The 26,244-nt window shown below is 27.8% G+C and carries 26 protein-coding genes and 1 tRNA gene; 14 read left to right on the plus strand and 13 right to left on the minus strand.

What is annotated here, in order from left to right:
* Positions 1-163 precede the first annotated feature (163 nt).
* A complete protein-coding gene (locus ACZ5SO_RS09060; RefSeq protein ID WP_464623959.1) occupies positions 164-1,480 on the plus strand; it encodes an ISL3 family transposase in 1,317 nt (438 codons plus the stop codon).
* A gap of 31 nt (positions 1,481-1,511) precedes the next feature.
* On the opposite strand, the gene ACZ5SO_RS09065 is transcribed toward ACZ5SO_RS09060, so the two are convergent.
* From ACZ5SO_RS09065 to ACZ5SO_RS09085, 5 genes are all read right to left on the minus strand, one after another.
* Positions 1,512-2,531, minus strand: coding sequence for a hypothetical protein (locus tag ACZ5SO_RS09065; protein WP_464624120.1), 1,020 nt, complete (start codon positions 2,529-2,531; stop codon positions 1,512-1,514).
* Positions 2,532-2,721: 190 nt separating this feature from the next.
* The gene (tnpC, locus tag ACZ5SO_RS09070; protein WP_464624121.1) at positions 2,722-4,362 is read right to left on the minus strand and encodes an IS66 family transposase; all 1,641 of its coding nucleotides are present in this window, start codon (positions 4,360-4,362) and stop codon (positions 2,722-2,724) included.
* Between the two features lie 73 nt (positions 4,363-4,435).
* Positions 4,436-4,783 (minus strand): IS66 family insertion sequence element accessory protein TnpB, encoded by a 348-nt coding sequence (tnpB, locus tag ACZ5SO_RS09075; RefSeq protein WP_464624122.1) that lies wholly within the window; start codon positions 4,781-4,783, stop codon positions 4,436-4,438.
* 2 nt (positions 4,784-4,785) lie between these two features.
* The gene (locus ACZ5SO_RS09080; RefSeq protein ID WP_464624123.1) at positions 4,786-5,121 is read right to left on the minus strand and encodes a transposase; all 336 of its coding nucleotides are present in this window, start codon (positions 5,119-5,121) and stop codon (positions 4,786-4,788) included.
* Between the two features lie 65 nt (positions 5,122-5,186).
* Positions 5,187-6,491 (minus strand): hypothetical protein, encoded by a 1,305-nt coding sequence (locus ACZ5SO_RS09085; RefSeq protein WP_464624124.1) that lies wholly within the window; start codon positions 6,489-6,491, stop codon positions 5,187-5,189.
* 125 nt (positions 6,492-6,616) lie between these two features.
* On the opposite strand from ACZ5SO_RS09085, the gene istA reads away from it, so the two are divergent.
* Positions 6,617-8,176: an IS21 family transposase gene (gene istA / locus ACZ5SO_RS09090; protein WP_464624125.1), complete on the plus strand. Its 1,560-nt coding sequence runs from the start codon at positions 6,617-6,619 to the stop codon at positions 8,174-8,176.
* 19 nt (positions 8,177-8,195) lie between these two features.
* Positions 8,196-8,951, plus strand: coding sequence for an IS21-like element helper ATPase IstB (gene istB / locus ACZ5SO_RS09095; protein WP_464624126.1), 756 nt, complete (start codon positions 8,196-8,198; stop codon positions 8,949-8,951).
* A gap of 66 nt (positions 8,952-9,017) precedes the next feature.
* Here the strand turns inward: istB and ACZ5SO_RS09100 are convergent, their stop codons facing one another.
* On the minus strand, positions 9,018-10,223 hold the full coding sequence (locus ACZ5SO_RS09100) for a dsDNA nuclease domain-containing protein (RefSeq protein WP_464624127.1): 1,206 nt from the start codon (positions 10,221-10,223) through the stop codon (positions 9,018-9,020).
* 537 nt (positions 10,224-10,760) lie between these two features.
* Here ACZ5SO_RS09100 and ACZ5SO_RS09105 point away from each other — a divergent pair.
* Positions 10,761-11,483 carry an ion transporter gene (locus ACZ5SO_RS09105; RefSeq protein ID WP_464624128.1) on the plus strand — a complete coding sequence of 241 codons (723 nt, stop codon included), beginning with the start codon at positions 10,761-10,763 and terminating at the stop codon, positions 11,481-11,483.
* A 199-nt stretch (positions 11,484-11,682) separates the two neighbouring features.
* Here the strand turns inward: ACZ5SO_RS09105 and ACZ5SO_RS09110 are convergent.
* Positions 11,683-11,766, minus strand: a tRNA-Leu gene (locus ACZ5SO_RS09110).
* A gap of 128 nt (positions 11,767-11,894) precedes the next feature.
* Here ACZ5SO_RS09110 and ACZ5SO_RS09115 point away from each other — a divergent pair.
* The 6 genes from ACZ5SO_RS09115 to rpoN all read left to right on the plus strand — a co-directional run bounded on the left by ACZ5SO_RS09115 (position 11,895) and on the right by rpoN (position 16,549).
* Complete coding sequence (locus tag ACZ5SO_RS09115) at positions 11,895-12,701, plus strand: TIGR00282 family metallophosphoesterase (RefSeq protein WP_464624129.1); 807 nt, start codon at positions 11,895-11,897, stop codon at positions 12,699-12,701.
* Positions 12,701-13,099, plus strand: coding sequence for a SoxR reducing system RseC family protein (locus ACZ5SO_RS09120; RefSeq protein WP_464624130.1), 399 nt, complete (start codon positions 12,701-12,703; stop codon positions 13,097-13,099). The genes ACZ5SO_RS09115 and ACZ5SO_RS09120 overlap by 1 nt, the downstream gene beginning before the upstream one ends.
* Before the next feature lie 38 nt (positions 13,100-13,137).
* Complete coding sequence (gene lptC, locus ACZ5SO_RS09125; protein ID WP_464624131.1) at positions 13,138-13,671, plus strand: LPS export ABC transporter periplasmic protein LptC; 534 nt, start codon at positions 13,138-13,140, stop codon at positions 13,669-13,671.
* A complete protein-coding gene (locus tag ACZ5SO_RS09130) occupies positions 13,661-14,293 on the plus strand; it encodes a hypothetical protein (protein WP_464624132.1) in 633 nt (210 codons plus the stop codon). Before lptC ends, ACZ5SO_RS09130 begins: the two co-directional genes overlap by 11 nt.
* A 109-nt stretch (positions 14,294-14,402) precedes the next feature.
* Positions 14,403-15,137 carry an LPS export ABC transporter ATP-binding protein gene (gene lptB, locus ACZ5SO_RS09135; protein WP_464624133.1) on the plus strand — a complete coding sequence of 245 codons (735 nt, stop codon included), beginning with the start codon at positions 14,403-14,405 and terminating at the stop codon, positions 15,135-15,137.
* Entirely contained in the window at positions 15,137-16,549 is a 1,413-nt protein-coding gene (gene rpoN / locus ACZ5SO_RS09140; protein WP_464624134.1) for an RNA polymerase factor sigma-54, read from the plus strand. The genes lptB and rpoN overlap by 1 nt, the downstream gene beginning before the upstream one ends.
* A 48-nt stretch (positions 16,550-16,597) precedes the next feature.
* Here the strand turns inward: rpoN and ACZ5SO_RS09145 are convergent, their stop codons facing one another.
* Positions 16,598-16,933: an HPF/RaiA family ribosome-associated protein gene (locus tag ACZ5SO_RS09145; RefSeq protein ID WP_464624135.1), complete on the minus strand. Its 336-nt coding sequence runs from the start codon at positions 16,931-16,933 to the stop codon at positions 16,598-16,600.
* Positions 16,934-17,461: 528 nt separating this feature from the next.
* On the opposite strand from ACZ5SO_RS09145, the gene hprK reads away from it, so the two are divergent.
* From hprK to holA, 4 genes are all read left to right on the plus strand, one after another.
* Positions 17,462-18,448 carry an HPr(Ser) kinase/phosphatase gene (gene hprK / locus ACZ5SO_RS09150; RefSeq protein WP_464624136.1) on the plus strand — a complete coding sequence of 329 codons (987 nt, stop codon included), beginning with the start codon at positions 17,462-17,464 and terminating at the stop codon, positions 18,446-18,448.
* On the plus strand, positions 18,449-18,712 hold the full coding sequence (locus ACZ5SO_RS09155) for an HPr family phosphocarrier protein (protein ID WP_464624137.1): 264 nt from the start codon (positions 18,449-18,451) through the stop codon (positions 18,710-18,712). It begins immediately after the preceding gene.
* 87 nt (positions 18,713-18,799) lie between these two features.
* Positions 18,800-19,420 (plus strand): LexA family protein, encoded by a 621-nt coding sequence (locus ACZ5SO_RS09160; RefSeq protein WP_464624138.1) that lies wholly within the window; start codon positions 18,800-18,802, stop codon positions 19,418-19,420.
* Positions 19,413-20,465, plus strand: coding sequence for a DNA polymerase III subunit delta (gene holA / locus ACZ5SO_RS09165; RefSeq protein ID WP_464624139.1), 1,053 nt, complete (start codon positions 19,413-19,415; stop codon positions 20,463-20,465). Before ACZ5SO_RS09160 ends, holA begins: the two co-directional genes overlap by 8 nt.
* Here the strand turns inward: holA and uvrC are convergent.
* The 5 genes from uvrC to ACZ5SO_RS09190 form a co-directional block, all read right to left on the minus strand.
* Entirely contained in the window at positions 20,460-22,292 is a 1,833-nt protein-coding gene (uvrC, locus tag ACZ5SO_RS09170; protein WP_464624140.1) for an excinuclease ABC subunit UvrC, read from the minus strand. The two genes, holA and uvrC, sit on opposite strands and share 6 nt — an antisense overlap.
* Positions 22,293-22,295: 3 nt before the next feature.
* Positions 22,296-23,117 (minus strand): FAD-dependent thymidylate synthase, encoded by an 822-nt coding sequence (thyX, locus tag ACZ5SO_RS09175; RefSeq protein WP_464624141.1) that lies wholly within the window; start codon positions 23,115-23,117, stop codon positions 22,296-22,298.
* A 22-nt stretch (positions 23,118-23,139) separates the two neighbouring features.
* On the minus strand, positions 23,140-23,859 hold the full coding sequence (locus tag ACZ5SO_RS09180; RefSeq protein ID WP_464624142.1) for a 16S rRNA (uracil(1498)-N(3))-methyltransferase: 720 nt from the start codon (positions 23,857-23,859) through the stop codon (positions 23,140-23,142).
* Positions 23,860-24,074: 215 nt separating this feature from the next.
* Positions 24,075-25,259: a glycine C-acetyltransferase gene (locus tag ACZ5SO_RS09185; protein ID WP_464624143.1), complete on the minus strand. Its 1,185-nt coding sequence runs from the start codon at positions 25,257-25,259 to the stop codon at positions 24,075-24,077.
* On the minus strand, positions 25,252-26,208 hold the full coding sequence (locus tag ACZ5SO_RS09190; RefSeq protein ID WP_464624144.1) for an NAD-dependent epimerase/dehydratase family protein: 957 nt from the start codon (positions 26,206-26,208) through the stop codon (positions 25,252-25,254). Before ACZ5SO_RS09190 ends, ACZ5SO_RS09185 begins: the two co-directional genes overlap by 8 nt.
* Between the last annotated feature and the right edge of the window lie 36 nt (positions 26,209-26,244).

A 26,244-nucleotide genomic window follows, 5' to 3' on the forward strand; every position in this document is an offset into this window, starting at 1 on the left:
CTTCATCAGTAAATGTGGGTAAAATTTAAAAAATTGGAGTTAATTTATATCAGTAAATTGGAGTTGGAAATAAATAAATTTAAATTTCAGAAATATAATTGAAAAAGTCACCAGTTATCGTCTATTGTAGTTTTACCACAAACCAACAAAAGAGGTATAACCAGTGACTATCAAGAGCTTATTAAAACAATTAATTGGTGTCAATAATGTAAAAGTTTTAAATTGGAATTTAATTAATAATTCTAAAAATATTAAAGAGCTTTATATTCATGTGGAATCATATAAAAGAGAGCAGAACAGATGCCCAATCTGTGGAAAAAAATTACCAGGATACGACAAAAATAATACTTTACGAAAATGGAGATCTTTAGATGTTGGAACTATTGCTGTATATGTTTTAGCAAGTACTAATCGAGTAACTTGTCCAGATCATGGTGTTATAACTGCAGCAGTTCCTTGGGCTAGGCATAACTCTAGATTTACTAAAGATTTTGAAAATCAAGTAGCCTGGTTAGCTTTTAATTTAAGCAAGAAAACATTATCAGAGTTTATGGGTGTTTCTTGGAATACTGTTGGTGATATTATTAATAGAGTATTATGGGATATTGCTCCTAATTATGAAGATAGGTTTAACAATTTAGTTAATATTGGAATTGATGAAACTAGCTATAAAAAAGGACATAATTATATTACAACAGTTGTAAATAACGATGATAGTACAGTTATATGGGCAGAGGAAGGACATAATCAAAAAACTTTATCTAAATTCTTTGAATATTTAAGTCCAGAACAGAGAGCCTCTATTAAGACTGTTAGTGGTGATGGAGCTAGATGGATAAAGGCTTGTCTAGATAAATATATTCCTAATGCAGAGCGTTGTATTGATCCTTTTCATGCAATTGGATGGGCACAAGTTGCTTTAGATGATGTAAGAAAAGCTGCCTCCCAAAGAGCAAGAGCAATACTTGAACAGAAGGAAGGAAAACCAAAGAAGAGAGGTAGAGGACGACCTAAGAAAGGAGATGAGAAACCAATAGATGAATCAAAGATTATAAAAAATTCTAAATTTGCCTTACGCAAGAACCCTGAAAACTTAACAAAAAATCAGAGAGAAAAATTGGAAATGATAAAGCTTAATGATAATCAATTATATAGAGCATATAGGCTAAAAGAAGAGCTTAGATTTATATTCAAGCTTGATGATATGGATGAAGTTAAAGAACATTTAGATTCATGGTTATCTTGGGCTAGAAGATGCAGAATACCAAGTTTTATAGATCTTGGAAGAAAAATAAAACGACACTATGATGCTATTATGGCAACTAGAACATACAATATTAGCAATGCAAAAACTGAGGCTTTAAATAACAAAATAAAACTCTGTATTAGAAGAGCTTACGGGTTTAGAAACATAAATAATTTACTCAATTCTGTACTTTTGGTTTGTAGTAACATAAAAATCTCTTTAGCTAATAGATAAAATCAGTTAACAAAGGGACTTAACAAGAGAATTAATAGAATCTAACCCACAAATAGTTTAGAAGAGCCATATTTAGCGGTAATATTGTATTTACAAAATCCTTTTCATTATAGTTTTCGTCAAATATTATTTTAAGTTTTGCATTATTAATTAAAAAGCCTTGTTCTTTTAATTTATTTGTATTATTTATTTTTAATAAAATGATAATAAAATTAATATCTAAATTTGATAGCAAAGCTAATGAAGAAATAAATGGAATTAATAATTCATTATTATTTATATCAAAATCATCAATTATTATAGGTAATTTGTACAAATGTTTATCATATAAAATATCATTAGGAAATATCCAATTTATTTTAAAAAAATCATTCCCATTTAAAATTTGTTCTGCTTTTTTTAAAGTCTCTATCTTTTTTTGTTGATAATAGTATAAAATATTATTTCGTGTTGAATTAATATTTGTAGGTTGATCTTTAAAATACAAACAAGTTGATAACAAATTAGAAATACTATTCTTCTCTTCTTGTTCAATTTGTTTTAAATCAGAGAATGAATAATTAGTCATCAATAAAACTTCATTAAAAGTAACTTGCATTTTTTCTAAATACATTTGACTGTCAAGTAAATTTTTTATAGCTAAGTGAGAGGATTGTTCTTCTAATTTAGAAAAATCTACAATTTTTTGGTAGAAATAAGTAATATATGAAAAATAAGAATTATTTAAAAAGTCTTCAACAAAACTATTTGAATTATTTTTAAATGGATTATTTTGTTTTGGAAAAATTAATATTTTTCCAATTTGTTTTATTGATTTTTCGTAATAAAAATTATAATTCTTTAATCCTTTAGTAGCAATGCTTGGGTTAATTATTCTGTCCATAAAATATTTTATACTAATTGCATTCAGTTTAATTAAATTTTTTCTTATATCAATCCAAAATTCTAACCAATCAATTATTGTAATATATTCATAATTTTTAGAGATTGTATTATTCCAAATTTGAGTTAAATCTTGATGTTTGCTTATTATTACATTTTTTATTGGCATTCTTTTATGAGAATCATCGTAGATATTAAATAAATTAGGAATTAATTTTATGGAATCTGCGCCGTAATTTTCATAAAAAGGGAGAAAATAAAAAATAGTATCTATTCTATATACACTATTAGAATTTGCTTCTAATACATCTAATGGTGATAATATATATTCGTAAGCGTAAAATCGTTTGCGCTTTCACCTAATGTACCCCTCTAAATATATATTTTTCAGTTCTGGCTTTATTAGGAACTGCAAGATTTGATCTATTTACTAGGTTTTCTAGCTTATCCTTTGAAACATTCCAAGGGAGTAGTTGATCCCAATCTGTTTCTTGTTTCATCTTTGGAGCTTTTTCAAGTACATAATTGAGATATTTATATACATTAATATTATTAGCTTTTGCTGTTTCAACTAAACTGTAATATAAAGCTGAAGCTTCTACTCCTTGTTGAGATACACTAAATAACCAATTTTTTCTTCCTAGTGTGAATGGACGAATCGAATTTTCGGCCAAATTGTTATCGGGAGTTGCTTCAAAACATTTAGGATATTTTATTAAAGTATCCCAATATTCAAATAAGTATTTTATAGCTTTACCCATAGCACTTTTTTCTGTATATTTTGGTTTAATCTCTTCTATTTTGACTCTGATCTTTTTAAATATTTTATCAGTTTTCTCAACTCTTGTTTTATTAAAAGCTTCCTTTGTTAAGATACCTTTTTCATATAGTTTTCTTAATTTTTTTTCTTCTTTGTAGAGTTCATTAACTAATGATACTATTATTAAAGCATCTGTTGCTTTTTTATTTATCTTCAATATTTCTTTAAATTGTCTAATACCATGAACCCAGCAATTAAGATGATTATTTAAGCCTAAATATCCTTTTAATCCATCAGTCATAATGAATCCATCATAATATTTAGTATCTTCGTTTAAGGTATCTTTCTTTCTATTAGGAAGATATTGGTATTGTACTATCTTATGTGTTGTTTTTGCATCTATATTAGACACACCAACCCTAACCATCATAAAATGAGTTGTTGATGGTTTTGAATTAGGTATCTTTAATACTTGAACGGGTGTTTCATCTTGATTTATCAAATTAGATGATAAGATATGATATTTTAATCTCTTCTGTAAAGGTTTTATTAAATTAAAGTACCTTAATAACCAATTTGAAAGAGTTTGTCTTGAAAACTCTAATCCATCTCTTTTAAATATTGCTTCTTGCCTGTATAAGGGAAGTTGATCATTGTACTTTCTAGTTACTACTTTAGATACTAAGGAAGAAGAAGCTATGATAGTGTCCGTTTCTTTATTATTCCACTTTACTATTATATTCTTTTCTCCAGATTTTCTATCTGCTTCAAAGTCTTTTAGTTTGTACTGTGGATAAAGATGTCTTTCAATAAAATATGAAGCTGGTTGAAGAGAAATCTTTTCTACGACCTTATCTTCAATTCTAGTATATAAATAGCCATTCTCATCAACTATTTCATCATCTGCATCTTCACAATGATTTACATCAATAATTGGTGTATCACTAGCTAATTCTTTAACTTTATGAGGAGCTTTTTTTCTTGAATGTTCTTTTACTTCAATAAGTTTTTCTTCCTCTTCAGTTAAAGCTGTTACCAACAACTCCATTTCATCAAAAAGATAACCTGTTTGCTCAGTTGAAGGAATAAATGGTTTGGTACTTTTTAATCTAAGTATTTCTTTTAAATCATTGATATCTTCAGTTAATTTTTCATTTGTAGAAAGTAGCTGATAAATTAAGTCATTTTTTGCATCATCACTCAGTTTGTCTAAATACTCTTTTGTACACCATTTACTCATGCTTAAAATCTTATCAGATAAGTAATTAAATGTCAATAATTATTGCTTAAATTATGTTAAGTATTTAGAATATTTAACATACTCTAGTAGGAGAAAGTGTATCTATTTGTCTCCACGGATTTTGACCTTCTAATACCTGCTTTAATTGCTCTATCGATACACTCTTAGATTGTTTCTCATCTTTAGGCCAACATAAAGAGCCAGTTTCATATCTTTTAGTTATTTCCCAAAATCCATTTTTATCCCATACAATAGCTTTTAATATTGTTCTGTTTCCACTACAAAATACAAATACACTTTTTTCAAAAGGATTTAACTCCATTTCATCTTGAATTAGAAAAGAAAGACTTGAACTTCTCTTTCTCATATCAGTCTTACCAGGCCTTATGTAAAAACTATAGTCATCAAAATTAAAAAACATAATTAATTAACTCCTTTTAAAGCAATTAATATTGTTTGCAATGTTTCTTCTTTTACAGTTGAAGGGACGTCAATTGAACAAAAAGATGTATTGATTTTAATATTTATTATTTTATCATTGGTATGATTAATATTTTCATTTTGTCTTATTGTTAATTTAACTAGGTTTTGAGGCTTATTTTTTTTAAAGTTTTCAATCCAAGTATATAAAGTTTGTCTTGAAATGTTGTTCTGCCTTGCATAAGCTGCTATTGAAAAACCTTCTTTTTCCTTTCTGTTTAAACAATCTTCAATAATTTGTTGTTTTTGTTCTTTAGAATATTTTGATTTTCTTTGCATTTATTTTCTCCTGATAACAAACTAACAGAAGATCTTCTTATTTCAAAGTTTCAGTGATTTTACGCTTACATATATTCAACAATAATATTCTTTTCTTTATTTTCATATAGCCTTAATGAATTTGTTTTAATAGTTATATAATTGAAGATAGTATTTTTATTAATCTTGATATAATCTAAATAATCTTTTTTATTAAGTAGATACCAACAATAAAAAATTTTAGACAATTCTGAGGTATCTATTTTTTCTTTATTTATCCAAATTTGATTAATTTGTTTATCATTAATAAGTAATGTATTTTTATTTATATGTGTTAATAGAAATAATAGCTTGGAAAAATTTTCATAGTCTTTTTCAATTATAATACCTTCGAAAATATTATTATAAAATTGTTCAGTATAAGAATATACATCACTATCTTCAATTATAAATTTAGGTATTTTTTCGTATTGATTTATTATATTTTCTAAAAATTCATTATCTTTAAGAGTATACTTAAAATCTTCTATTGGAGTATATTTATAGTTGAATTCTGGAAAAGTATTAAATGGATTTATTCCTGCTAAAAATAATAATAATTCGAATTTTTGATTAATTTGAATAAAAATATCTTTGTTCTGCAAATAATATTTTTGTATTGATCCACTTAATAGTCCTCTAATTGCATCATAATAGTATTGAATGGATTTATTTTTAGTATTATTAGTTAATTCTACATAAAATTTATCTTTACTATCTTCTTTTATATGCAATGGTATATTTGAATAAAGGATAGGGATATACTCTCTATCAGCAATATCTAATAAATCAATTATTGTGTCATTTATTGATGAATATTTATATAAATTGTCCAAAATATGTTTTGAACGGATAGGATGCAGTCCTGTTATATATTTTGAGTTGCTATCACTTACTATTAAATATTCTTTATTGAAAGAATCTAAAATACTTGTAATATCAATATTTTTATTTTTATTATAAAATGAAAAAAGTTTTTCTGCACTTAGTTTTATATCTAAAGTATCTGCGAAACATATTTTTTTCAATATATCAAATTTAATTGTAGTATTTTCTTGGAAATTTAGTCTTTTTAATTGATAATTAATTCTTTCAGAAAGCATTTCTCCATGTGTAATTAAATATACATATTCTATTAGTAATCCTTTATTATCAATTTGTTCCCATGCACTTTTCCAATTAGTAATGTTTTTATGAATTTTTTCTTTGTTTTTAAAGGCGGTAAATATTTCTAAAGCTTGTTTTTGATCAAGTTTTAATGAAATGAAATTATATTTTCTTATTTGTGAAATGTCACCACAATAGCTATACCAAGCTTCTTCTCTTGAAGTGATTAATATTTTATAATGCATTCTATGCTCTAACTTGGACAGTATTCCACTCTGATGTGGACAGCATTATGCTACATTTGGACAGTATTTAAATTTCTCAAATTAAGGATTAACTTTAAATAAAAACATTTAAAGGAGATCCCAATATGAGGAGTACTCAAATTAGTATGATTAAAGAAATTATTCGATTGAAATTTGAATTTAATCTATCAACTCGTGCAATAGCAAGAAGTGTCGGATGTAGTAAAAGTTCTGTTGCTAATATTTTAAGAATTTGTAGAATTCATGAATTAAATTATGATTCAATTGCAAAATACAATGATTATGAATTACAACAACTATTTTTTCCTAAGGAATTAGATTCATCAGAAAAAATTCTTCCTAATTGGAAAGATATTGATGAAGAAATCAATGCTAGAGGAAGTAGGAAAAATATTAAATTCATGTATGCTAAATGTGTTTCTAATAATGAAACCAATTCAAGTAGATCTTACTTTTATGAAAAATATCGTAAATGGAAGAAAGATTCTAAAGCTTATGTTTATTCACCGATAGAGAGAAAACCAGGACAAAACCTGTACATAGATTGGGTTGGACCTACAATTGATTGTGTAAGAGATTCTAAAACTGGAAAACTTAAAACTGCTTATTTTTTTGTAACAACACTTGGATTAAGTTCTTATCCATTTTGTATAGCCTGTGAACATATGAGTCAATCTTATTGGAACGAAGCTCATGTTAAAGCTTTAAAATGGTATGGTGGAATTAGTGAGTGCTGGGTCCCTGACAATACGAAAACGGCAGTAATAAGTAGAAAATGTTATGACATTCAATTAAACCCTTTGTATCAAGAAATGGCTAGATTTTATGATGTTGCAATTATTCCTGCTAGAGTAAGAGCTCCAAAGGATAAAGGTTCTGTTGAACAATTTGTTGGAGAAGCTGAAACCTGGATTCTTGAAAAAATCAAAGACAAAGGTGTGTTTAACAGTTTCAATGAATTAAATAATTTCATTTTTAAAGAAACAAAAGAATTAGCTAGAAAAGTAGATTCTGATAAAAAAATAAAAGTAAGCAGAGAAGAAATATTTCTTAAATATGACAAACCCCACTTACTTCCTTTGCCAGCAAATGATTATGAAATTTATGATTTAAAAACTGGAACTATCAGCAACACATATGCAGCAACATATAAAGGTTGTGAATATACAGTTCCTTACCAATATGCATCTAAACCATACGAGCTACATGCTCGTCATAATCTAATTGAAATATACATTAATCATAAAAGAGTAGCAACTCATCAAAAGGCTCTAAAAGGGATTACTAGAATTTCTTGTGATACCCATATGCCTAAAAAAGATTTAAAATTCAAACTTCAAAGTAGAATGGAATCTAAAGATTATAGAGATAAAGCTCTTCAAATTGGTCCTAGTACATTAGAAGTAATTGAATATTGGTTAAACAAATACGATAAACCTCAACAAGGATATAAAATGTGCTTTTCAATAATCAATTTAATTGAAAGACATAATGTAGATATTGTTGAAGCTGCATGTAAAAGAGCAATAGTTACAAATACATTATTAGCTAAAGAAATAACAAATATCATTAAAACCAAATGTTATTTAATACCTAATGATAATATCCCTGTAATAAATAATGAGCCAATAATCCATGAAAATCTTCGTGGTGAATACAAATAAAAAAGGAGAAATAAAACAAATGAATCAACAAACATTAACAAGATTAAAAGAAATGAGACTCTCTGCTATGAAAGAAGAAATTGAAAGACAAGAAACTTTTGGCTCAACCTTAGAGTTATCTTTTGATGAAAGAATGACAATGATTGTAGATAAGCAATGGGAAAGAAAACAAAACAATAGATTACAAAGATTAATTAAAAACTCTGGAATAAGGGATACTTCAGCTGTATTAAGTGATTTTATTGAATCAGAGCATAGAGAAGGTTTAAAAAATAAATTAGTGCAATATGCTTCTTGTTCATGGATTTCTAACCATTTAAATATGATAGTAACAGGTGCCACAGGAACGGGTAAAAGCTTTGTGGCTTCTGCTTTATCTCATGAAGCATGTGTTCAAGGTTTTAAAGTAAAATATTATAGAACAACAAGATTAATAAAAGAATTAAATTTGGCTTATGCCAATGCCAAATATGAACGAATATTATTAGAATTAAAGAAAAGTGATTTACTAGTGTTAGATGATTTTGGGCTAGAACCTTTAACACAAACAGCAGCGCATGATTTATTAGAAGTAATAGATGATAGATATACATATCATAAATCAATACTTTTTGTTGCTCAAATACCAGTAAAAAACTGGCAAACTTTATTCCCTGATCCAACAGTTGCAGATGCTTCATTAGATAGAGTAGCTTTTAATTCTATTAGGATAAATTTGAAAGGCTCATCAATGAGAGAACAATTAGGAGAAAAACAACTAAAAAATTATAAATAAATGTAAAATATGATTGAAAAAGGAAAGACGGAATGTTAACAATTTGTTAAGATTAAAGATAGAAATTTAATTTGTCCGAATGAACATAACGTTGTCCAAATGATGGAATAACGGTGTCCAAGTGTAGTGGATTATGCATTTATAATTTGTACCAATTCTTTCTAATAATAATTGAGATAATAAATTCCATTCTTTTAAGTTTTCATTTAAATTATCTAGAATTAATAGAGGAATTTGTCCAATTTTTATTTTAGATGAAATGAGTTCAATAATATTATCGAGTTCTTTTACATTATTACAATAATTTAATTTGTATATTTCATAATTTTCATGTAATAAATACGCTACACGCCATGCAATGGTAGACTTTCCTTGACCACTTGAAGATTTTATTATTGTAATAATATTATTATTTATAGATTTTATTACAGATTTTTCAATTTTTTCTCTAGGTATAGGATAATTTGCAATAATATCATTTGGTAAGGTATTTTTACCTTCGAAAAAAGAATTATCATTTGAAGCTGGGATTTCATTAAAATTTATTTCTTTTATCCAAAGATAAGCAGGATTTTTTGTTCCCTTATTAATTTCATACTTAACCTTTTCAATATATATATTTAGTTCAGACTTTGATAAAGTTTCTCTATTTTTCATTTTCATAAAACAATAATAATAAAGTGATCTTGCATATAATATTTCATTTCCTACATAAATATCAAATAATTTAATAAGTCTATTATTAATTATACTTTGTAAATCATTTTGTGATATAAATTCAAACTCAATTTTTTTTATAAATTTTTCAGAATCAAAAAGTACCCAATTCCATTCAGGATTATTTTCTTTTAAATCTAATATTAAATTCTTCCAATATTTATTTGTTGATTTACTAAGAGCTTTACTTGTTGAATTACTTTTAATTAACTCCTTTATATTCCCTTCCGTAATTTTAAAATCATAAATCAGTTTGAATTTTCTATTTTGATTAAAAGGTTCTGATAAATATATTTTTATAAAATTTTTTATTATTGATTTAAAGAACGAAGAATTTTTTTTGTTTTTAGAATGTTTTACTTGAATATTTATATTATTATTTAGCTGATATAGATCTATATCTTCTAATCCTTCAAAATACATAATGTCTGTTCCTTCATTTAGACAATTAAGTACAGTATAACAAGAATAAAGACATTGATAATCAAACCCTGTTATAGCATTTGCTCCTCCAGTTTGGTTTTTAAATAATTGGTCTGTTGAATTAATTTCCATTTTAATCTCCCGATTATTTAGTATAAATCAAAAAGTAAAAAATACAATAATAATATCTATTAGAAAAATAATGAATTATTAATTGAAATAGTTACTACATTTTGTCAGCTCCCAATTTAGTAGTCACAGATTCCTAAATAGTTTACAACTATTTTCAATACTTTTTTTAGATTCGATTCATTATAAGGGCCAAGAAATCTTATATTTTAAACAATCTGACGAACCATGTTAAAATTATAGGAGATGAGCTATCACGAGAAAGAGAAAAGTACAGTCAATCTTAATATAGTTGAATATTACGTTAATAAGTTCTGCTATTTCATCTGGCAATAAAACAACTATAAGTCCATATACGGAAAATAATGTTGACTTAAATTATATTAATGCTTCTAATATAATTTATATGAGTTGACAGTTTTCAAGTTTAAATTTCAATTGAAAGGTTTCTAATATTACTGAAAGAACTGTTTGTTCATTGATACAGGGATTTTGGATATACCAAGTTGTTACTATTTAATTAATTAAGGGATAACTATTATGACAAAAAAAATTATATGTTTTATTTATAACCAGCTTAATAACTCAGAAGCAAAATACAATTCTATTTACAATGGATTTATGCTGATTGTAATTCTGTTAAGTTTAACAGGATTAATATTCAAAACAGAATATGAATTTATTAAATATATTGATTATTTAACAGTAACTATTTTTATTATTGATTATATATTGAGATGGATAACGGCTAATCATAAATTAAAAAAAAGCTTAAAATCCTTCTTACTATATCCCTTTAGTACTTGGGCAATTCTTGATTTATTATCCATTTTACCTTCATTTAATCTTCTATCTAATAGCTTTAAAATCTTCAGAGTATTAAGAATTACTAAAGTATTAAAAGGTTTACGATTACTTAAAATATTCAGAGTTTCAAAAGATGTTCAATTATTAGTTACTATATTTAAAAAAGAGAAAAATGCTTTAATTTCGTTTGGAATTTTAGCTTTAGGATATATTTTTATTACAACATTGATAATTTTTAATGTTGAGCCAGATACCTTTAATAGTTTCTTTGATGCAATTTATTGGGCAACAGTTTCACTAACTACAGTTGGTTATGGAGATATATATGCTGTTTCAGTATTAGGAAAAATTATTACAATGATTTCCTCATTGTTTGGTATTGCTTTAATTGCGATGCCAGCTTCTATTATCACCGCTGGATTATTAGAAGAATTAAATAAGAAAAAACAAAATTAGTATTCCTATATTAATAAATCGAATTTTTAACCTTTTTACACGATTGCCCTCTAGGTGTGTCTGTTGTTACACGATTACTCCTAAAGGACTTGGAAAAACAGGCAAATTAGCCTTATATAAAAAAACAGCTATTTTTTAATTCCTTACATAAAAAGAATTTACAATAGCTACATTATTGTATCAACGATATGTACTTAAATGCCTAGGACAAGACTTGAACTTGCACAGTCTAATGACCACTTGGATCTGAACCAAGCGCGTATACCAATTTCGCCACCTAGGCAATCTAAAGTATTTTATATCATTATTATCTAAAACAAACAACTATAAATAAAAATATTCTTAGAATAATTAAAAAGTTTTTAATAAATTCACTTGATTGAAACTCAATTGCAATATAGTGTTAGATGCATGAGTATTAGAGTATTATTTTTAGGAGAAATCGTTGGTAGACCTGGCACTACGGTAATTAAAAAATTACTTAAAAGTGTAATTAAAACTAACAATATAGATCTAGTTGTTGCAAATGGTGAAGGTGTAACTAACGGATTTGGTATAGGTAAAAACCACTCAATTATGATCCACAAAGCTGGAGTTGATGTAATCACAGGTGGAGAAAAAATATATTATAAAGTCGATATGGTTGATTTTTTAGATAAAAATAACTTTATCCTTCGTCCTGCAAACTATCCACTAACAAATCCTGGAAAAGGAATTAAATATCTAACATTAAAAGATAAAAGGATTGCAATTATAAACCTTTTAGGAAATAGTGATTTTCCAAGAACACATTTATCAAATGCTTTTTTAATTGCTAATTCAATTGTGGATAAAATTTCTGCAGACCAAGACATAATTTTACTACAATTCCACGCATCTACAACTGCTGAAAAAAACACAATGGGTTATTTGCTAAATGGTAAAGTATCTGCTGTCGTTGGAACACATTGCAAAGCAATAACAAGTGATGCTAGAATTTTAGATAAAGGGACAGCATATATAACAGATAATGGAATGGTAGGATCAACTTTAAGTGTAGGAGGTCTAAACAGTGAAACTGAAATTAAAAAGTTCACAAATGCTATTCCACTAAGATCTTCAGAAAGTTGGGAGAGATTACAAATGCAAGGGGTGTTAGTAGATATTGATGAAGAAACAAATAAAGCTACTAATATTGAGACAATTATTTTAGATTATAAACAAGAAGAAGAAAAATAATGGTAGAAATTGTAGAAGTAGTAAAAATAAATGACGATAACAGTGTTGAGGTTACCTGCCCTACTACAGCATGTAAAGGCTGTAGCGGAAGTATGTTTTGTAATGTCAAAGGAAAAACTTTTAGTGCAAAAGTCGATAAGGGTTTTGAAAAAATAAATATTGGCGATAGTCTTAAAATTTACCTTCCACCGGCAAGAACAATTTCAACATCCTTTATAACATTAATGATTCCATTACTTATGTTCCCTATTTTTTATTTAATAAGTCCTGCAAATACGGAAGGATATAAATTCCTTTTTGGATTATTAGGTGTAGCAATAGGATTTCTTGGTGTGGGTATTTACTTTCATTATAGCAAAAGTAAATATTACCCAAAAGTATTAGAAAAATTAAATTAATATACATATATTTTATCATATAAAAAGGGAGGAGATAAATGAAATGTAAATTCATAGTCTTAACTATAATTATCATTTTACTTACCTCTTGCTCTTTTATAAATGAAAATGAAGAACAAAATGATATACTTGAACATCCTGATTTGATATTAGAAGATGTTAGATACACAATCAAAAGAGATGTTAACAGCTCAATTCGACTTGCTTCTGACCAAGTTGAAATTTATAATAAAACAAATCTTACAAAAGCCCAAAATGTAGAATTTATTATTGAAGATAATAATGGGAAAACACAAGTTACTGGCAACTGTGATGAAATTGAAATTGATACTGAAAATTATGATGTTAAACTAAAAGGAAATGTAATATTTAAAATATTAGATCCTGTTTTAGAAATATACTGTGATACACTTGAATGGAATAATGAAAACTCAATTCTTAATACATCCGATGAAAAAGTAACAGTTATCAGTGATAACTCAACAATCATTGGATCAGGTTTATCATTAAATATAGATACTAGATATTTTGAGTTTAAAAAAATTACAAAAGGAGAATTATATGAAAAATAAAAAAAATATTATCACACTATTTTTATTATTATTTTTTCCAATTTTCCTTTTTGCCTCATCAATCGAATTTAGTGGAGGATACACCACTCTCTCTATGAAAGAAGAAAATAAGAAAATAACTCTTAGCAACTCTGCTAATGTAAAAATTGATGATTTGACAATTTTAGCAGATAGTATAACCCTTAGTGGGGATGATTATAACTATATTGAATGTACTGGTAATGTCAAATTTCAAGACAGTGAAAACGAAATAACACTAAGATGTTCTTCTTTAAAATATTACAGAGATAAAAACCAAATTATAATTGATGGTTGGGTTGAATTTGACGATTTAAAAAATAGTATTTATGCTACAGCGACATACCTGGAATATGATACAGAAAATTCAATATTAGATTTATCTGTTGAAGTAAAACTATTACATAGCAGTGATGACGATATAATGAAATGTAGTTGTGATATTCTACGAGTTAATTTAGAAGATAAAAATATATCATTACTAGGAAATTCATCAGTAATATGGCAAGATAACACATATAAAGCTAATGCAATTTCTATTAATTTAAATAACAATGATATTTCAATGGATGGTTCTATTGAAGCAAATATTACTACTAAGTAACCATCACAAAAACTACATTCAAGAACATAGTAGTTTTTAAAATTGCATGCTATAATAATTCATAATACTTTGATTTGGAGGAAGCCAAAATTTAATTGGCTAAGCTTTTATGAAACATATCCTTTCCATAAAGGACCTTGAAAAAAAATATGGGAAAAAAACTGTAGTAAAGAAAATTTCTTTTTCTATGGAAAGTGGTCAAGTTATTGGACTATTAGGCCCTAATGGGGCTGGAAAAACTACTACATTTTATATGATAGTAGGTTTTATAAAAGCAAATGGTGGTAAAATATTTCTCGATGAAAAAGATATTACTTCTTTACAAATGCACAAAAGAGCACAAGAAGGACTTTCTTATTTACCACAAGAAGCTTCAATATTTAGAAAACTTAGTGTAGAAAATAATATAAAATTAGTTATCGAAAATAGAGATGATTTAACAGAAAGTGAACAAAAACAATTATTAGATAAATTATTAGAAGATTTTGGACTTACTTCATTACGTTCACAATTAGGATATACTCTATCTGGTGGTGAGAGAAGAAGAACTGAAATTGCTAGAGCATTAGCTACTAGTCCACACTTTCTATTACTCGATGAACCTTTTGCTGGCATCGATCCTAAAGCAGTTTATGACATTAAAATATTAATAAAAAACTTAAGTAATAAAGGCATTGGAATATTACTAACAGACCATAATGTTAGAGATACACTATCTATAACAGATTGCTCATATATAATTAATAATGGCTCAATCTTAACAAGTGGAGATAAACAAACTTTATTACAGGATGAGATGGCAAGAGAAATCTATTTTGGATCAACATTTGAGGAGGATCAATAATGGGATTATCCCTTGAAATTGGAACTAAACAGACATTATCATTATCACCTCTCATGCTTCAAAGGTTAGAGACCCTAGCCCTTCCATTAACAGAATTACAAGCAAAAATTCAAGAAGCTATTGAAAGCAATCCAGCACTTGAAATTCCAAATTCAATGGAACAATCTTTAGATAATATAACAAATAGACTCCCAACAGAATCTAAAGCTGATGATTTTTCAGATTCATCAGCCTATGGATCTGACTACCAGGGAGTATATGATAGTGAAGCTAGTGATAGAAAACAGAAATTTATAGAAAATACTTTAACTTCATCTAAAACTTTAATGGAGCATTTATTAGAAACTCTTCATCTAGATAGGTTAACTCCTGAAGAAGTAGAAATTGGAGAACTATTAATATCTAATTTAGATACAAGTGGTTTCAACAATCAAGATCCAATGACATTAATTGAAGAAGACTTAAAAAGTGAAACTCTTTCTAAACTTTCTAGAAGAGAAAAAGAAGATCTTATAATAAAAATGCAAGATAAGATACAAAACTATGATCCAATTGGTTGTTGTTGTTCTGATTTTAGAGAGTCTTTACTAATTCAAGCTAAAATAAAAGGTTTAGAGGAAGAATTATTAGAGACATTTGAAAAATTAATAAATAATGAATTACAAAATATTAGAAGTAAAAAAATAAAAAAGATATTAACTAATTTAAAAATTGATGAAGAAACTTATAATTATCTATTTTCTTTTTTACAAACTTTGACCCCATTCCCAGGTTCACAATTTGATAATGGATTAAGAGAATATATAATTCCTGACTTATCAATTTATGTTATTGATGGAAAAATTGAATTAGAAACAAGCTCTAAGAATCTTCCTAATCTAACAATTAGCAAAGAATTTACTGACCTTGCAAAAGAAATTGATGATTCTAAAACCAAAAAATATATAAGAGAACAAACTACTATAGCAAAAGAATTAATAAACCAAATTGATATGAGAAATAAAAACTTATTTAAGCTAGGAATGATATTAATTGAAAAACAAAGTGAATTCTTTTTTAAAGGTCCACTATATCTTAAACCATTAACACAAAAAGAAGTTGCCTTAGAAATGGATGTTCATGAAACTACAGTTTCTAGATTAGCTTCATCAAAGTGGCTTGAATGTGATTGGGGAATAATACCAATTAAAAACCTATTTTCAAATGCTGTTGGAACATCGCAAAATAATTCTAAAGCTGCAATTAAAGAAAGGATTAAACAAATTATCAATGAAAATGAGGGCCCTAAAGCTCTTAGCGATCAAAAAATAGCAGATAAACTATGTGGAGAAGGAATAAAAATAGCTAGAAGAACTGTAAGTAAATATCGAAAAGAATTGAATATTGACTCTACTTTCTTGAGAGGAAATTAAATAAAAAAATGGGAAGTTTTACCTTCCCATCTTTATATATATATTATTTTATAGAACTTCTGGTTCTACAAAATCAGGTCTTACTTTTTTATGGTTTTTCACCTTTCCTTTTTCTCTTTTTGCAGCAGTTGAAATTTTATCAACAATCAGTTCAATGCCTTCATATAACTCATAACAATCTAAACTGATGGTTTTTCTAGTACCCCATTTAAAACGTAAGTGAGCGTCAACATGAAATCCTTGACCGATTTTCTCTCTTGTCATAACAATTTCTAAATCACTAAGAGAATCATTAGCAAAATTAATTTTGTCTAATTTCTTATCCAAAAATTCTCTAGTTGCATCACTTGGTGTATAATGTATACCTTTAACTGTTATATTCATGTATTTCTTGCTTTTTAATACTAGTTAAAAAGCATCCTCCTATCATTAAATTTTGTAGAAGTCCAACGGACCTGCTGCCGATAATAATTAAAAAATTATTATTATTTTAAAAAAAGTTACTTAGCTATTTTACCCTCTCTTTGTCACAATCTGAAATTTTAAATTGATGAAATAATTACCATCAATTATCCTTTACCTACTTATAAGTTAACCCTTAAACATATAAAAGTCAAATCAAAAACCCTATATAAAAATTTATCGATTACCTAATTTTTAGCCTTTAATCACGCATTTTTAGAAAAAAAATGAAAATTCTATTTTAAATTCATACTTTAAGTTCTTGTTAGGCATATATTACTTAAACTTGTTATAACTAATTTAATAAATACATTAAATTAATTTTAATATATTTATTTTATATATGAAAAAATTTTATAGATCATGGAAAAAGTATCTACATTTGTTAATGTACTTCTTTATAAAAAAGAAATTGTGTGATATATTTTAAAAAAAGTGGAGGCAAAATTAATGACAAGCTGCACTATACTAGAGCTATTAGATATAGATTTGAAAGAACATAACAAACTGCAACTATCTTGTATTGCAGGAAGAAGTGGCCTTTCAAATAAAATAACAAGTAGTAAAATTAGTAGACCCGGGTTACCCCTTTCCGGTTTTTTTGAATCATTTGCAGGAAATGCTGTTCAAATTTTTGGGCATGGAGAGCAAAGTTATCTTGACATGTTAGAAGAGAATAATGATTACAGCAATATTGAGAGATTATTTTCATATAATGTGCCTTGTTGTATATTCACACATAATTACACTCCAAGTGAAAGATTTATAGAAATTGCTGAAGAGTCTAGCACTCCAATACTTAAAACTCCACTTATTTCTTCTGATTTTTCACGCCATATTTACCAACTTTTAGATGAACTATTTGCACCAACTCAAACAATACATGGTGTATTCGTAGAAGTTTATGGAATTGGAGTTCTTATCACAGGTGATAGTGGTGTTGGAAAAAGTGAAACTGCACTAGAGTTAATTGAAAGAGGTCATAGATTAATAAGTGATGATACAGTAAAGCTTAGAAATATTGGTAGCTCATTTTTAGTTGGCAGTGGAGAATCTCCAATGTTAGCCCACCATATGGAAATTAGAGGCATTGGTATAATAAATTTAGCTAATATTTTTGGTGTTGGAGCTATTAGAGATAGAAAACAAGTTCAACTACTAGTTCATCTTGAAGAATGGGATTCTAATAAAAACTATGATAGAGTTGGGGAAGAAAATATGAAAGCTTCTTTCTTAGGTATCGATATTCCCAAATTAATTATCCCTGTCAAACCTGGTAGAAATATTCCTATAATTATTGAAACAGCTGCTAGAAATGAAAGATTAAAACAACTTGGATATCATTCTGCTAAAGAATTTGATCAAAGTGTACTAAAATGGTTCGAAACTGAATCTGCAAAAAAAATGTATTATATAAATGAGGAGAACACCTTATAGATGGTTAGTAAAAATTTAATTGTAAAGAACAGAGCAGGCATTCATGCCCGTCCTGCTGCTATGATTGTTAAAGTCGCCAACAAATTTAAAAGCGAACTATATATGGAAAAAGACGATATTAAAATCAATGGCAAATCTATTATGGGTGTTATCACCTTAGGTGCTGGTTTTAAAAGTGAAATAAAAATTTCATGTGAAGGAGAGGATGAAGTTGAAATGGCAGATGCTATAGAAAAACTTTTTGAAAATAGATTCGAACAATAAGTAGTTTCGTTAAATATGTGAACAAGTAATTTTACTTGATATTGCAAGGAGGCTTGTTTTAATCTTATATTAAAACACAAACTGATTATGAAAAAACTAACGGACAGACAAATTCAAGTTGCACAGTATATTAGAGATTATATGCGAGAATATCGTTACAGTCCATCTGTAAGAGATATTAGCAATTACTTTAATTTTTCAGTTAAGGCTGCTCATGACCATGTAAGAGCCTTAGAAAGCAAAAACATTATCAAAACAACACAAGGAATCTCTAGATCAATTGAAATTATTGACCCTAGGTTTGTCCCTTTTCAGGATATGTTAGAAATTCCTGTTTATAGCACAAATGAGTCTGGAAGTTTATCAAAAGTTCCTGATTATACAATTTCTTGTTCTGTATCTATGATAACTTGTTCACCAAAAGATGAGTTTTTTGCAATTATTGTAACTGATGATTCTATGGATGATGCTGGTATATATTTTGGTGATTTAGCAATTATTAAAAAATGCAAAGTTGCTAATGATGGAGATATTGTCTTAGCCGACATTCCTGAAATTGGGTTAACACTAAAATATTATCAAAGTGGCGAAGATAGAGTCACTTTACTACCTGCAAATAGTTCATATCATCCTATATACACTACTCAACTTCAAATTGCAGGAACCCTTGCTTTATTGACACGACAATATAGGAAACGTAGTGAATAATAATATAAAATTATTTTTAGGACCTGAAACTGGAACAAAAGAAGAAGCCATAAAAAAAGAATATTCTTCTTTATTAAAGAAATATGATAATAATGTCGAATTTAAAAAATATTATAGTTTTGAGTTTGACGAAAATGAAATGTATGTTGAGTTAAATAATCCAGGATTATTTACCTCTCATACCTTAATAGTTCTTTATGCTATAGATCAACTTAACTCAACTCAAGTTAATAATTTATTAGATTATATTAACTCGCCTAGCGACAGTGCGACTTTAATACTTGAAAGTGAGCTATTTAGTCTAAAAAGTCCCTGTACAAAAATATCATCAGCAATTAATAAAGCAAATACAGTATCTTTTTACCCGTTAAGCGAAAATGATTTAAATAATTATGTCATTAATTTTTTTAGAAGCAATAATTTACAAATTACAAAAGAAGCAATAACACTTTTATTAGAATTAGTAGATAATAATACTTTAGAGTTAAAAATAATTTGTAATCAACTCGCCTTTTTCTTTAATGTTAATAAAAATCAAAGTGATATTATTGACGAAATTGCTATACAAAAATATGTTCATCACAGTAAAAATGAAAATTCTTTTACACTATTAGAAATGATTCTTAACGCCAAATTAAAAGAATCTATTGAAATTGTCCATGTATTATTAGATAGAGATCCAACTTTTGCTTTCACCTTAACAGGTGGGCTACTTTGGGGCTTTAGAAGACTCTTAAGTATCTTAGAAAGCATAGACATGGGAAATTCTAGCTATCAAGCAATGCAAAACGCAACTGTTTTAGGAGTTAAAAAAGCTGTTTATCGAAAAGATGAAGTAGCTCTATATAATAAGGCTATTGCTAACTACAAAACACAAGATTGTAGAAGAATTATTTCATTATTAATTGATAGCGATGTAAAAATTAGGACAAATACTGGTGACTTTTTAAAATTAGAAATTGAACAACTTTTATATAATATTATTGTAAAAAAAGGAAAGAAGTCTCTAAAGTTAGAAACTCCTTCTTTAAAAAACAAACTATAGAGAAAGTTTTTCTTTCAAACGTTTTGCAACTGATAGAGGGACTTTCCCTTCTTTTGCTATATCCTCAGGACTTCGTTTTAAAATTTCATCTACACTACCAAAAGTCTTCATAAGTTTTTTAGACCTATCTTTACCAATCCCTTTTATATCTTCTAATAACTTAAATGCAACTTCTTTACTTCTAAGGTTTTGGTTAGCTGTAGTTGCAAATCTATGGCATTCATCTCTTACGGCAATTAAAGTCTGTAAAGCTAAAGAATCTTCTTCTAATCTTAAAGGCTCTCTATCATCATTAAATACAATCTCTTCAAATCTTTTAGCTAAGCCAACTACTGGAATTTCGCTAAGGCCTAAATCTTCTAAAATTTCACTAACAGCGTTAACCTGGCCTTTACCACCATCAATTAAGATAAGCGAAGGCCTTTCTAGATTATCATTTAATACTCTTGAATATCTTCTAGCTGCAGCTTCACGCATTGCTTCAAAATCATCAATTTTACCTTCAAGAGATTTAATATTAAATCTTCGATAATTTGCTTTATCTGGATTTCCATTTCTAAAAGATATTAAAGAAGCTACTGTATATTTACCAGAAAGTTGGGCTATATCAAAACCTTCAATTAAAGTTGGCAAAGCTGGAAGATCTAAAACTTTTTGTAATTCTTCAAGAGCTCTTGTATTATCCTTATTCCTAAGTCTTTTTTCAACATCTCTAGACGCATTCTCACTTGCCATCTTCAAAATTCTATAATGCTTTCCTTCATATGGTACATCAACTTTAATATCAACATCTAATTCTTCTTTAAAATATTTTGAAACATACTCTAGATTAATATCGTGAGAAATATATAGTTGTGTAGGAAGTTTTAACCCATCGGAATAATATCTAATTAAAAAAGCTAAAAGAGAATCAGTTTCATCACCCAAAGTTGTTCCTCTATATAAAGCTCTACCCATTAAAGCTCCATCTCTCATTTGCATTATACTAATTGTATATAAAGGGCCTCTCATTTCAATAGCAGCATAATCTCTCTTTTCTTGATTAAAATCCATGGCTTGTTGATTAGAATTAATAGTTAATAAAGCATTCAAAAGATCTCTTTTTTCTGCTGCTTTTTCAAAATTCAATTCTTTAGAAAAAGCCAACATTTCTTTTTGTGTTTGACTTATCAATTTATCATTATCTCCAGATAATAATTTTTTTACAGCAGCTACATCTTTTGCATATTCTTCTTTTGATATCTTATTACAACAAGGAGCTTTACATCGACCAATGTGATAATATAAACAAGGAGTTTTTCTCTTTTTTAATGGGATCCCACATTTTCTTAAAGGGTACATTTTTTCTATTAAATCAAGATAAACCTGAAGGCTTGCAACACCTGGAAAGGGTCCATAATAAGATGAACCATCTTTAATTATTCTTCTAGTCTTAAAAACTTTTGGAAAATCTTCATTAGTAATTCTAATTACAGGATAGCTTTTACCATCCTTCAAATCGATATTATAATGTGGATTATATTTTTTAATTAAAGTATTTTCTAAAACTAAAGCCTCATATTCATTACCTGTAATGATATGTTCTATTACTTTAATTTTTTTCACTAAGGCTGCTGTTTTAGCATCTCGATTAGATAAAAAATAGCTTGTAACCCTTTTTTTTAAATCTTTTGCTTTTCCAACATAAATTACCTTTTTATTTTTATCGAGCATGAGATATACCCCACTTTTGTGGGGTAAAGATTTAGCTTGATCGTGCGGGCTTAGAAATTCTTCTTTAACACTATCGCCTAATGAAGTTACCTCTGAATCTATCTCATTATCCATAACTTATAACAACTTTTCCTCGAATATAGCTTTAGCTCTGCCTTTAAGTGGATTCTCTTTACCTTCTAGAATAAGAGAAAGAGCTTCTCTTTCTTTTTTTGACAATGTCACGGAACCTAAAATATGATTTTTAAAAGCATCAACAGCAATTGGACATACTTTCTCTATTATTTCTAGAATTTGTTGAGCATAAGCTCTAATTTCATATTGAGCATGACTATCTAATCTTAGTTCTAAGAAATGGAAAAGATTTCTTAAATCCATCTGCCAATACCATTGAGTATATAAAGAAAGAGGCAAATCAATTCTTGCAAGTTCTCTTGCAATTCCAAGATCTAATAGCTGATGATAATTTTCAAAAATAACTTTTTTGTCTTCTTCAAACTTTGCTAATACCTTATCAGCAGTTTCTTTATCAACACATTCAGCTTTTCTACCTTGTTTATTATCTAAACTTTGTTGATTTATATGAGAATAATCAGGTCTATAACATTCATCACTCATAACACTGTATCTACCTGAAATTTCATTAACTTTACCTGTTCTGTGTCTAATCCATTGTCTTGCAACGAAGATAGGCATTTTAACATGGAAAGTAAAATTTACTTGTTCAAAAGGAGATGAATGGTCGTTTCTCATTAGATAATTGATTAATCCCTTATCTTCTCTATAACTTTTTGTTCCATCACCATAAGAAATTCTTGCAGCTTGAACTATTCTACTATCGCTTCCACAGTAATCTACTAAACGTACAAAGCCCTTATCTAAAACTTTATATTCTTTATCTAGTATTTTTTCAGCTTCCTCTACTACACAATGTGCCATTTCTTTCTCCTAATTAATTAATTTAAATCAAATTCATCCTTGATAGTGTTAAAGCTATTGCAGCACAAGATGCTGTCTCACTTCTCAAAACTCTCTTACCTATAGTATAAGAGCTAAATCCATTTGCTACAAATATATTTCTCTCTCTTTGAGAAAATCCCCTCTCAGGTCCTATTGCGATAACACTTTTATTTTTTGTTGGGTTATACTCGCTTAAACTCTTTCCTTTTAAAACATTATCTAATAGTAACTTATCATATGAATTATCAATTTCTCTTATAGCATCTTGAATGTTTTTTACTATCACAACTTCACTTATAGTGGTTTGAGCTGCTTGCATTGCCCCAACAATTAATACTTTCTTGTACTCTTCTTTAACATAAAAATTTGCTTTAGCATAGGACTTTTCTGTTAAATCAGCCCCAGATAAAATAATTTTCTCCACCCCTAAAGATACAGCTTCCCTTAAAATCCTTTTCATACAAATTGGTCTAACAAAAGCCATTATTAGAGTAAGTGGATGTAAGGTTTCTTGAGAAGAATAATCTCCTTTAAATGAAAAAACTAGATTTTCATCATTTATATCTATTATAGTAGCTTCTCCTCGAACGGAATTAATTATTCCTGCTGAAAAAGAGTCTCCAACTTTTAATTTTAAGATTTTTTTAATGTGTCTAGCTCTATCATCTTTTATAGAGATACTATTAATTTCTTCTAAATTGTCAAATAATATAATATTCATAACTGAAAGAATAATACATAATTTTTATATTAACCTCAAGAAAGATACCCTTTTTAGAAAAATAAATATAAATTTTAAAAAAGAAGAAGATTTGGGTCTTTTAATAACTCAGAAGGTATATGTATTTAAAATATTATAAAAAAAATTAATTGGGCTAAATAACAATTTAGCTACTAAGAAATCTTAGTAGCTAAAAAATATTAGTATTAATTATGTTATTTGATAATATTCATCTCTTTACCAATTTTAGTGAAAGCTGCAATAGCTTTATCTAAATGGTCCTTGGTATGAACAGCTGATAATTGTACTCTAATCCTAGCTTTATTTAAAGGAACAACAGGATAGCAGAAACCAATTACATAGACGCCTTCATCCAATAACTTTTCAGCCATTTTTACTGCTGTAACCTCATCGTATAGCATAACAGGAACAATAGCAGTATCACCTTTAACTAAATCAAAGCCTGCTGCTTCCATTTTTTCTCTAAAATATTTAGCATTTTCTAAAGTTTTTGTTCTAAAGGGATTTTCTTTTTCTATTAATTCAAAGACTTTAAGAGTTCCACCAGCTATAGCAGGAGCTAAAGTGTTTGAAAATAAATAAGGTCTAGCATGTTGTCTAAACAAATCAATTAGACATTGTTTTCCTGAAATACATCCACCACTAGCACCACCTAAAGCTTTTCCAAAAGTAGTAGAAATCAAATCAACTTCAACACCACAGTATTCAGGGGTTCCCCGGCCAGTAGTTCCAATATAACCTGTAGCATGTGAATCATCTACCATAACAATAGCTTCATATTTATTAGCAAGAGCAACTATATCTTTTAGCTTAGCAATATCTCCATCCATAGAAAATACTCCATCAGTTGCAATTAGACGGCGTCTGCAATCCTTGCTTTCAATAAGGCATCTCTCTAAATCTTTCATATCACTATGTTTATATCTAAATCGTTTTGCCTTACAAAGTCTAACGCCATCAATAATTGATGCATGGTTTAATTCATCACTAATTATTGCATCCTCATCTTTTAACAAAGGTTCAAACAAAGCCCCATTTGCATCAAAACAAGATGAGAATAAAATAGTATCATCAGTATGTAGAAATTCACTAACTTTATTTTCTAATTGTTTGTGAATTTGTTGAGTTCCACAGATAAAACGAACAGAAGAAAGTCCATAGCCCCATCTATCTAAAGCTTTTTTACTTGCTTCAATGACTTCTTTATTATCACTTAGTCCTAAGTAATTATTAGCACAAAAATTAATGACTTTTTTACCATTATTTACTTCAATCTCACCTCTTTGTGGAGTGTTTAAAATTCTCTCACTTTTATACAAGCCTTTACTTTTTAAACCGTCTAAATATTCATTTAGTTCTTTTTCAATATTCTTAATCATTACTTAACCTCCTTGAAATTTCTTCTAACATTTTTTCAACCATCTTCTCTAAATCGTAAGATGGATTAAATCCCCACTGCTCTCTAGCTTCACTATCATCTAATTTATTGGGCCAAGAATCAGCTATTTTTTGTTTAACTGGATCTACATCATATACTATTTCAAATGAAGGTATATGCTTTTTGATTTCTCTAGCTATTTCTGCTGGAGAAAAACTCATAGCAGTAATGTTATAAGCATTTCTGTGTTTTAACTTTGATGGATCAGCATTCATTAATTTTATAACTGCATCTACTGCATCTCCAATATAAAGCATATCCATGTATGTATCTGCTTTCAAAGGACATACATATTTCTTGTGTTTGATTGCTTCATAAAATATCTCAATAGCATAATCAGTAGTTCCACCACCTGGAGGTGTCAAATAACTTATTAAACCGGGAAATCTGACTCCTCTAGTATCTACATTATACTTGTTAAAATAATAATCGCAAAGTAATTCTCCAGCAACTTTAGTAATTCCATAAATGCAAGAAGGTCTTTGAATTGTAAATTGTGGAGTGTTATCTTTAGGTGTTGAAGAACCAAAAGCTCCAATAGATGATGGAGTAAATAAGCTACAATTATATTCTTTAGCTAATTCTAAAATTGTGGTTAATCCATTTATGTTTATATCCCATGCATGAGTTGGATTTAACTCTCCTTTAGCTGATAAGATTGCTGCTAAATGTATAATTGTATCTATTTTATGTTTCTCTATAATTTTTGATAAAGTTTCTCCATCTCTACAATCAGCTATGTAGAAGGGACCATTAGCAATAAGATCTTTATTAACATCATCTCTGATATCTACTAATACAACATTCTCATTCGAATATATAGTTCTTAGGGCTAAGGCAATTTCACTTCCCAATTGCCCTAAGGCTCCCGTAATTAAGATTTGTTTCACTTCTAACCTCACTTTGTTTTATATACTAAACACAAG

Source organism: Pleomorphochaeta naphthae (assembly GCF_055396005.1).

What these genes read in the sequence shown, in the direction of transcription:
- ACZ5SO_RS09145 (WP_464624135.1), bottom strand. Translation starts at nt 16,933, where the DNA reads ATGAATATAACAGTTAAAGGTATACATTATACACCAAGTGATGCAACT.
- ACZ5SO_RS09085 (WP_464624124.1), bottom strand. Translation starts at nt 6,491, where the DNA reads ATGCATTATAAAATATTAATCACTTCAAGAGAAGAAGCTTGGTATAGC.
- istA (WP_464624125.1), top strand. Translation starts at nt 6,617, where the DNA reads ATGAGGAGTACTCAAATTAGTATGATTAAAGAAATTATTCGATTGAAA.
- ACZ5SO_RS09160 (WP_464624138.1), top strand. Translation starts at nt 18,800, where the DNA reads ATGAAAAAACTAACGGACAGACAAATTCAAGTTGCACAGTATATTAGA.
- tnpC (WP_464624121.1), bottom strand. Translation starts at nt 4,362, where the DNA reads ATGAGTAAATGGTGTACAAAAGAGTATTTAGACAAACTGAGTGATGAT.
- ACZ5SO_RS09105 (WP_464624128.1), top strand. Translation starts at nt 10,761, where the DNA reads ATGACAAAAAAAATTATATGTTTTATTTATAACCAGCTTAATAACTCA.
- rpoN (WP_464624134.1), top strand. Translation starts at nt 15,137, where the DNA reads ATGGGATTATCCCTTGAAATTGGAACTAAACAGACATTATCATTATCA.
- ACZ5SO_RS09065 (WP_464624120.1), bottom strand. Translation starts at nt 2,531, where the DNA reads ATGCCAATAAAAAATGTAATAATAAGCAAACATCAAGATTTAACTCAA.
- ACZ5SO_RS09185 (WP_464624143.1), bottom strand. Translation starts at nt 25,259, where the DNA reads ATGATTAAGAATATTGAAAAAGAACTAAATGAATATTTAGACGGTTTA.
- uvrC (WP_464624140.1), bottom strand. Translation starts at nt 22,292, where the DNA reads ATGGATAATGAGATAGATTCAGAGGTAACTTCATTAGGCGATAGTGTT.
- lptC (WP_464624131.1), top strand. Translation starts at nt 13,138, where the DNA reads ATGAAATGTAAATTCATAGTCTTAACTATAATTATCATTTTACTTACC.
- ACZ5SO_RS09130 (WP_464624132.1), top strand. Translation starts at nt 13,661, where the DNA reads ATGAAAAATAAAAAAAATATTATCACACTATTTTTATTATTATTTTTT.
- tnpB (WP_464624122.1), bottom strand. Translation starts at nt 4,783, where the DNA reads ATGTTTTTTAATTTTGATGACTATAGTTTTTACATAAGGCCTGGTAAG.
- hprK (WP_464624136.1), top strand. Translation starts at nt 17,462, where the DNA reads ATGACAAGCTGCACTATACTAGAGCTATTAGATATAGATTTGAAAGAA.
- ACZ5SO_RS09180 (WP_464624142.1), bottom strand. Translation starts at nt 23,859, where the DNA reads ATGAATATTATATTATTTGACAATTTAGAAGAAATTAATAGTATCTCT.
- thyX (WP_464624141.1), bottom strand. Translation starts at nt 23,117, where the DNA reads ATGGCACATTGTGTAGTAGAGGAAGCTGAAAAAATACTAGATAAAGAA.
- lptB (WP_464624133.1), top strand. Translation starts at nt 14,403, where the DNA reads ATGAAACATATCCTTTCCATAAAGGACCTTGAAAAAAAATATGGGAAA.
- ACZ5SO_RS09120 (WP_464624130.1), top strand. Translation starts at nt 12,701, where the DNA reads ATGGTAGAAATTGTAGAAGTAGTAAAAATAAATGACGATAACAGTGTT.
- ACZ5SO_RS09100 (WP_464624127.1), bottom strand. Translation starts at nt 10,223, where the DNA reads ATGGAAATTAATTCAACAGACCAATTATTTAAAAACCAAACTGGAGGA.
- ACZ5SO_RS09080 (WP_464624123.1), bottom strand. Translation starts at nt 5,121, where the DNA reads ATGCAAAGAAAATCAAAATATTCTAAAGAACAAAAACAACAAATTATT.
- istB (WP_464624126.1), top strand. Translation starts at nt 8,196, where the DNA reads ATGAATCAACAAACATTAACAAGATTAAAAGAAATGAGACTCTCTGCT.
- ACZ5SO_RS09155 (WP_464624137.1), top strand. Translation starts at nt 18,449, where the DNA reads ATGGTTAGTAAAAATTTAATTGTAAAGAACAGAGCAGGCATTCATGCC.
- ACZ5SO_RS09115 (WP_464624129.1), top strand. Translation starts at nt 11,895, where the DNA reads ATGAGTATTAGAGTATTATTTTTAGGAGAAATCGTTGGTAGACCTGGC.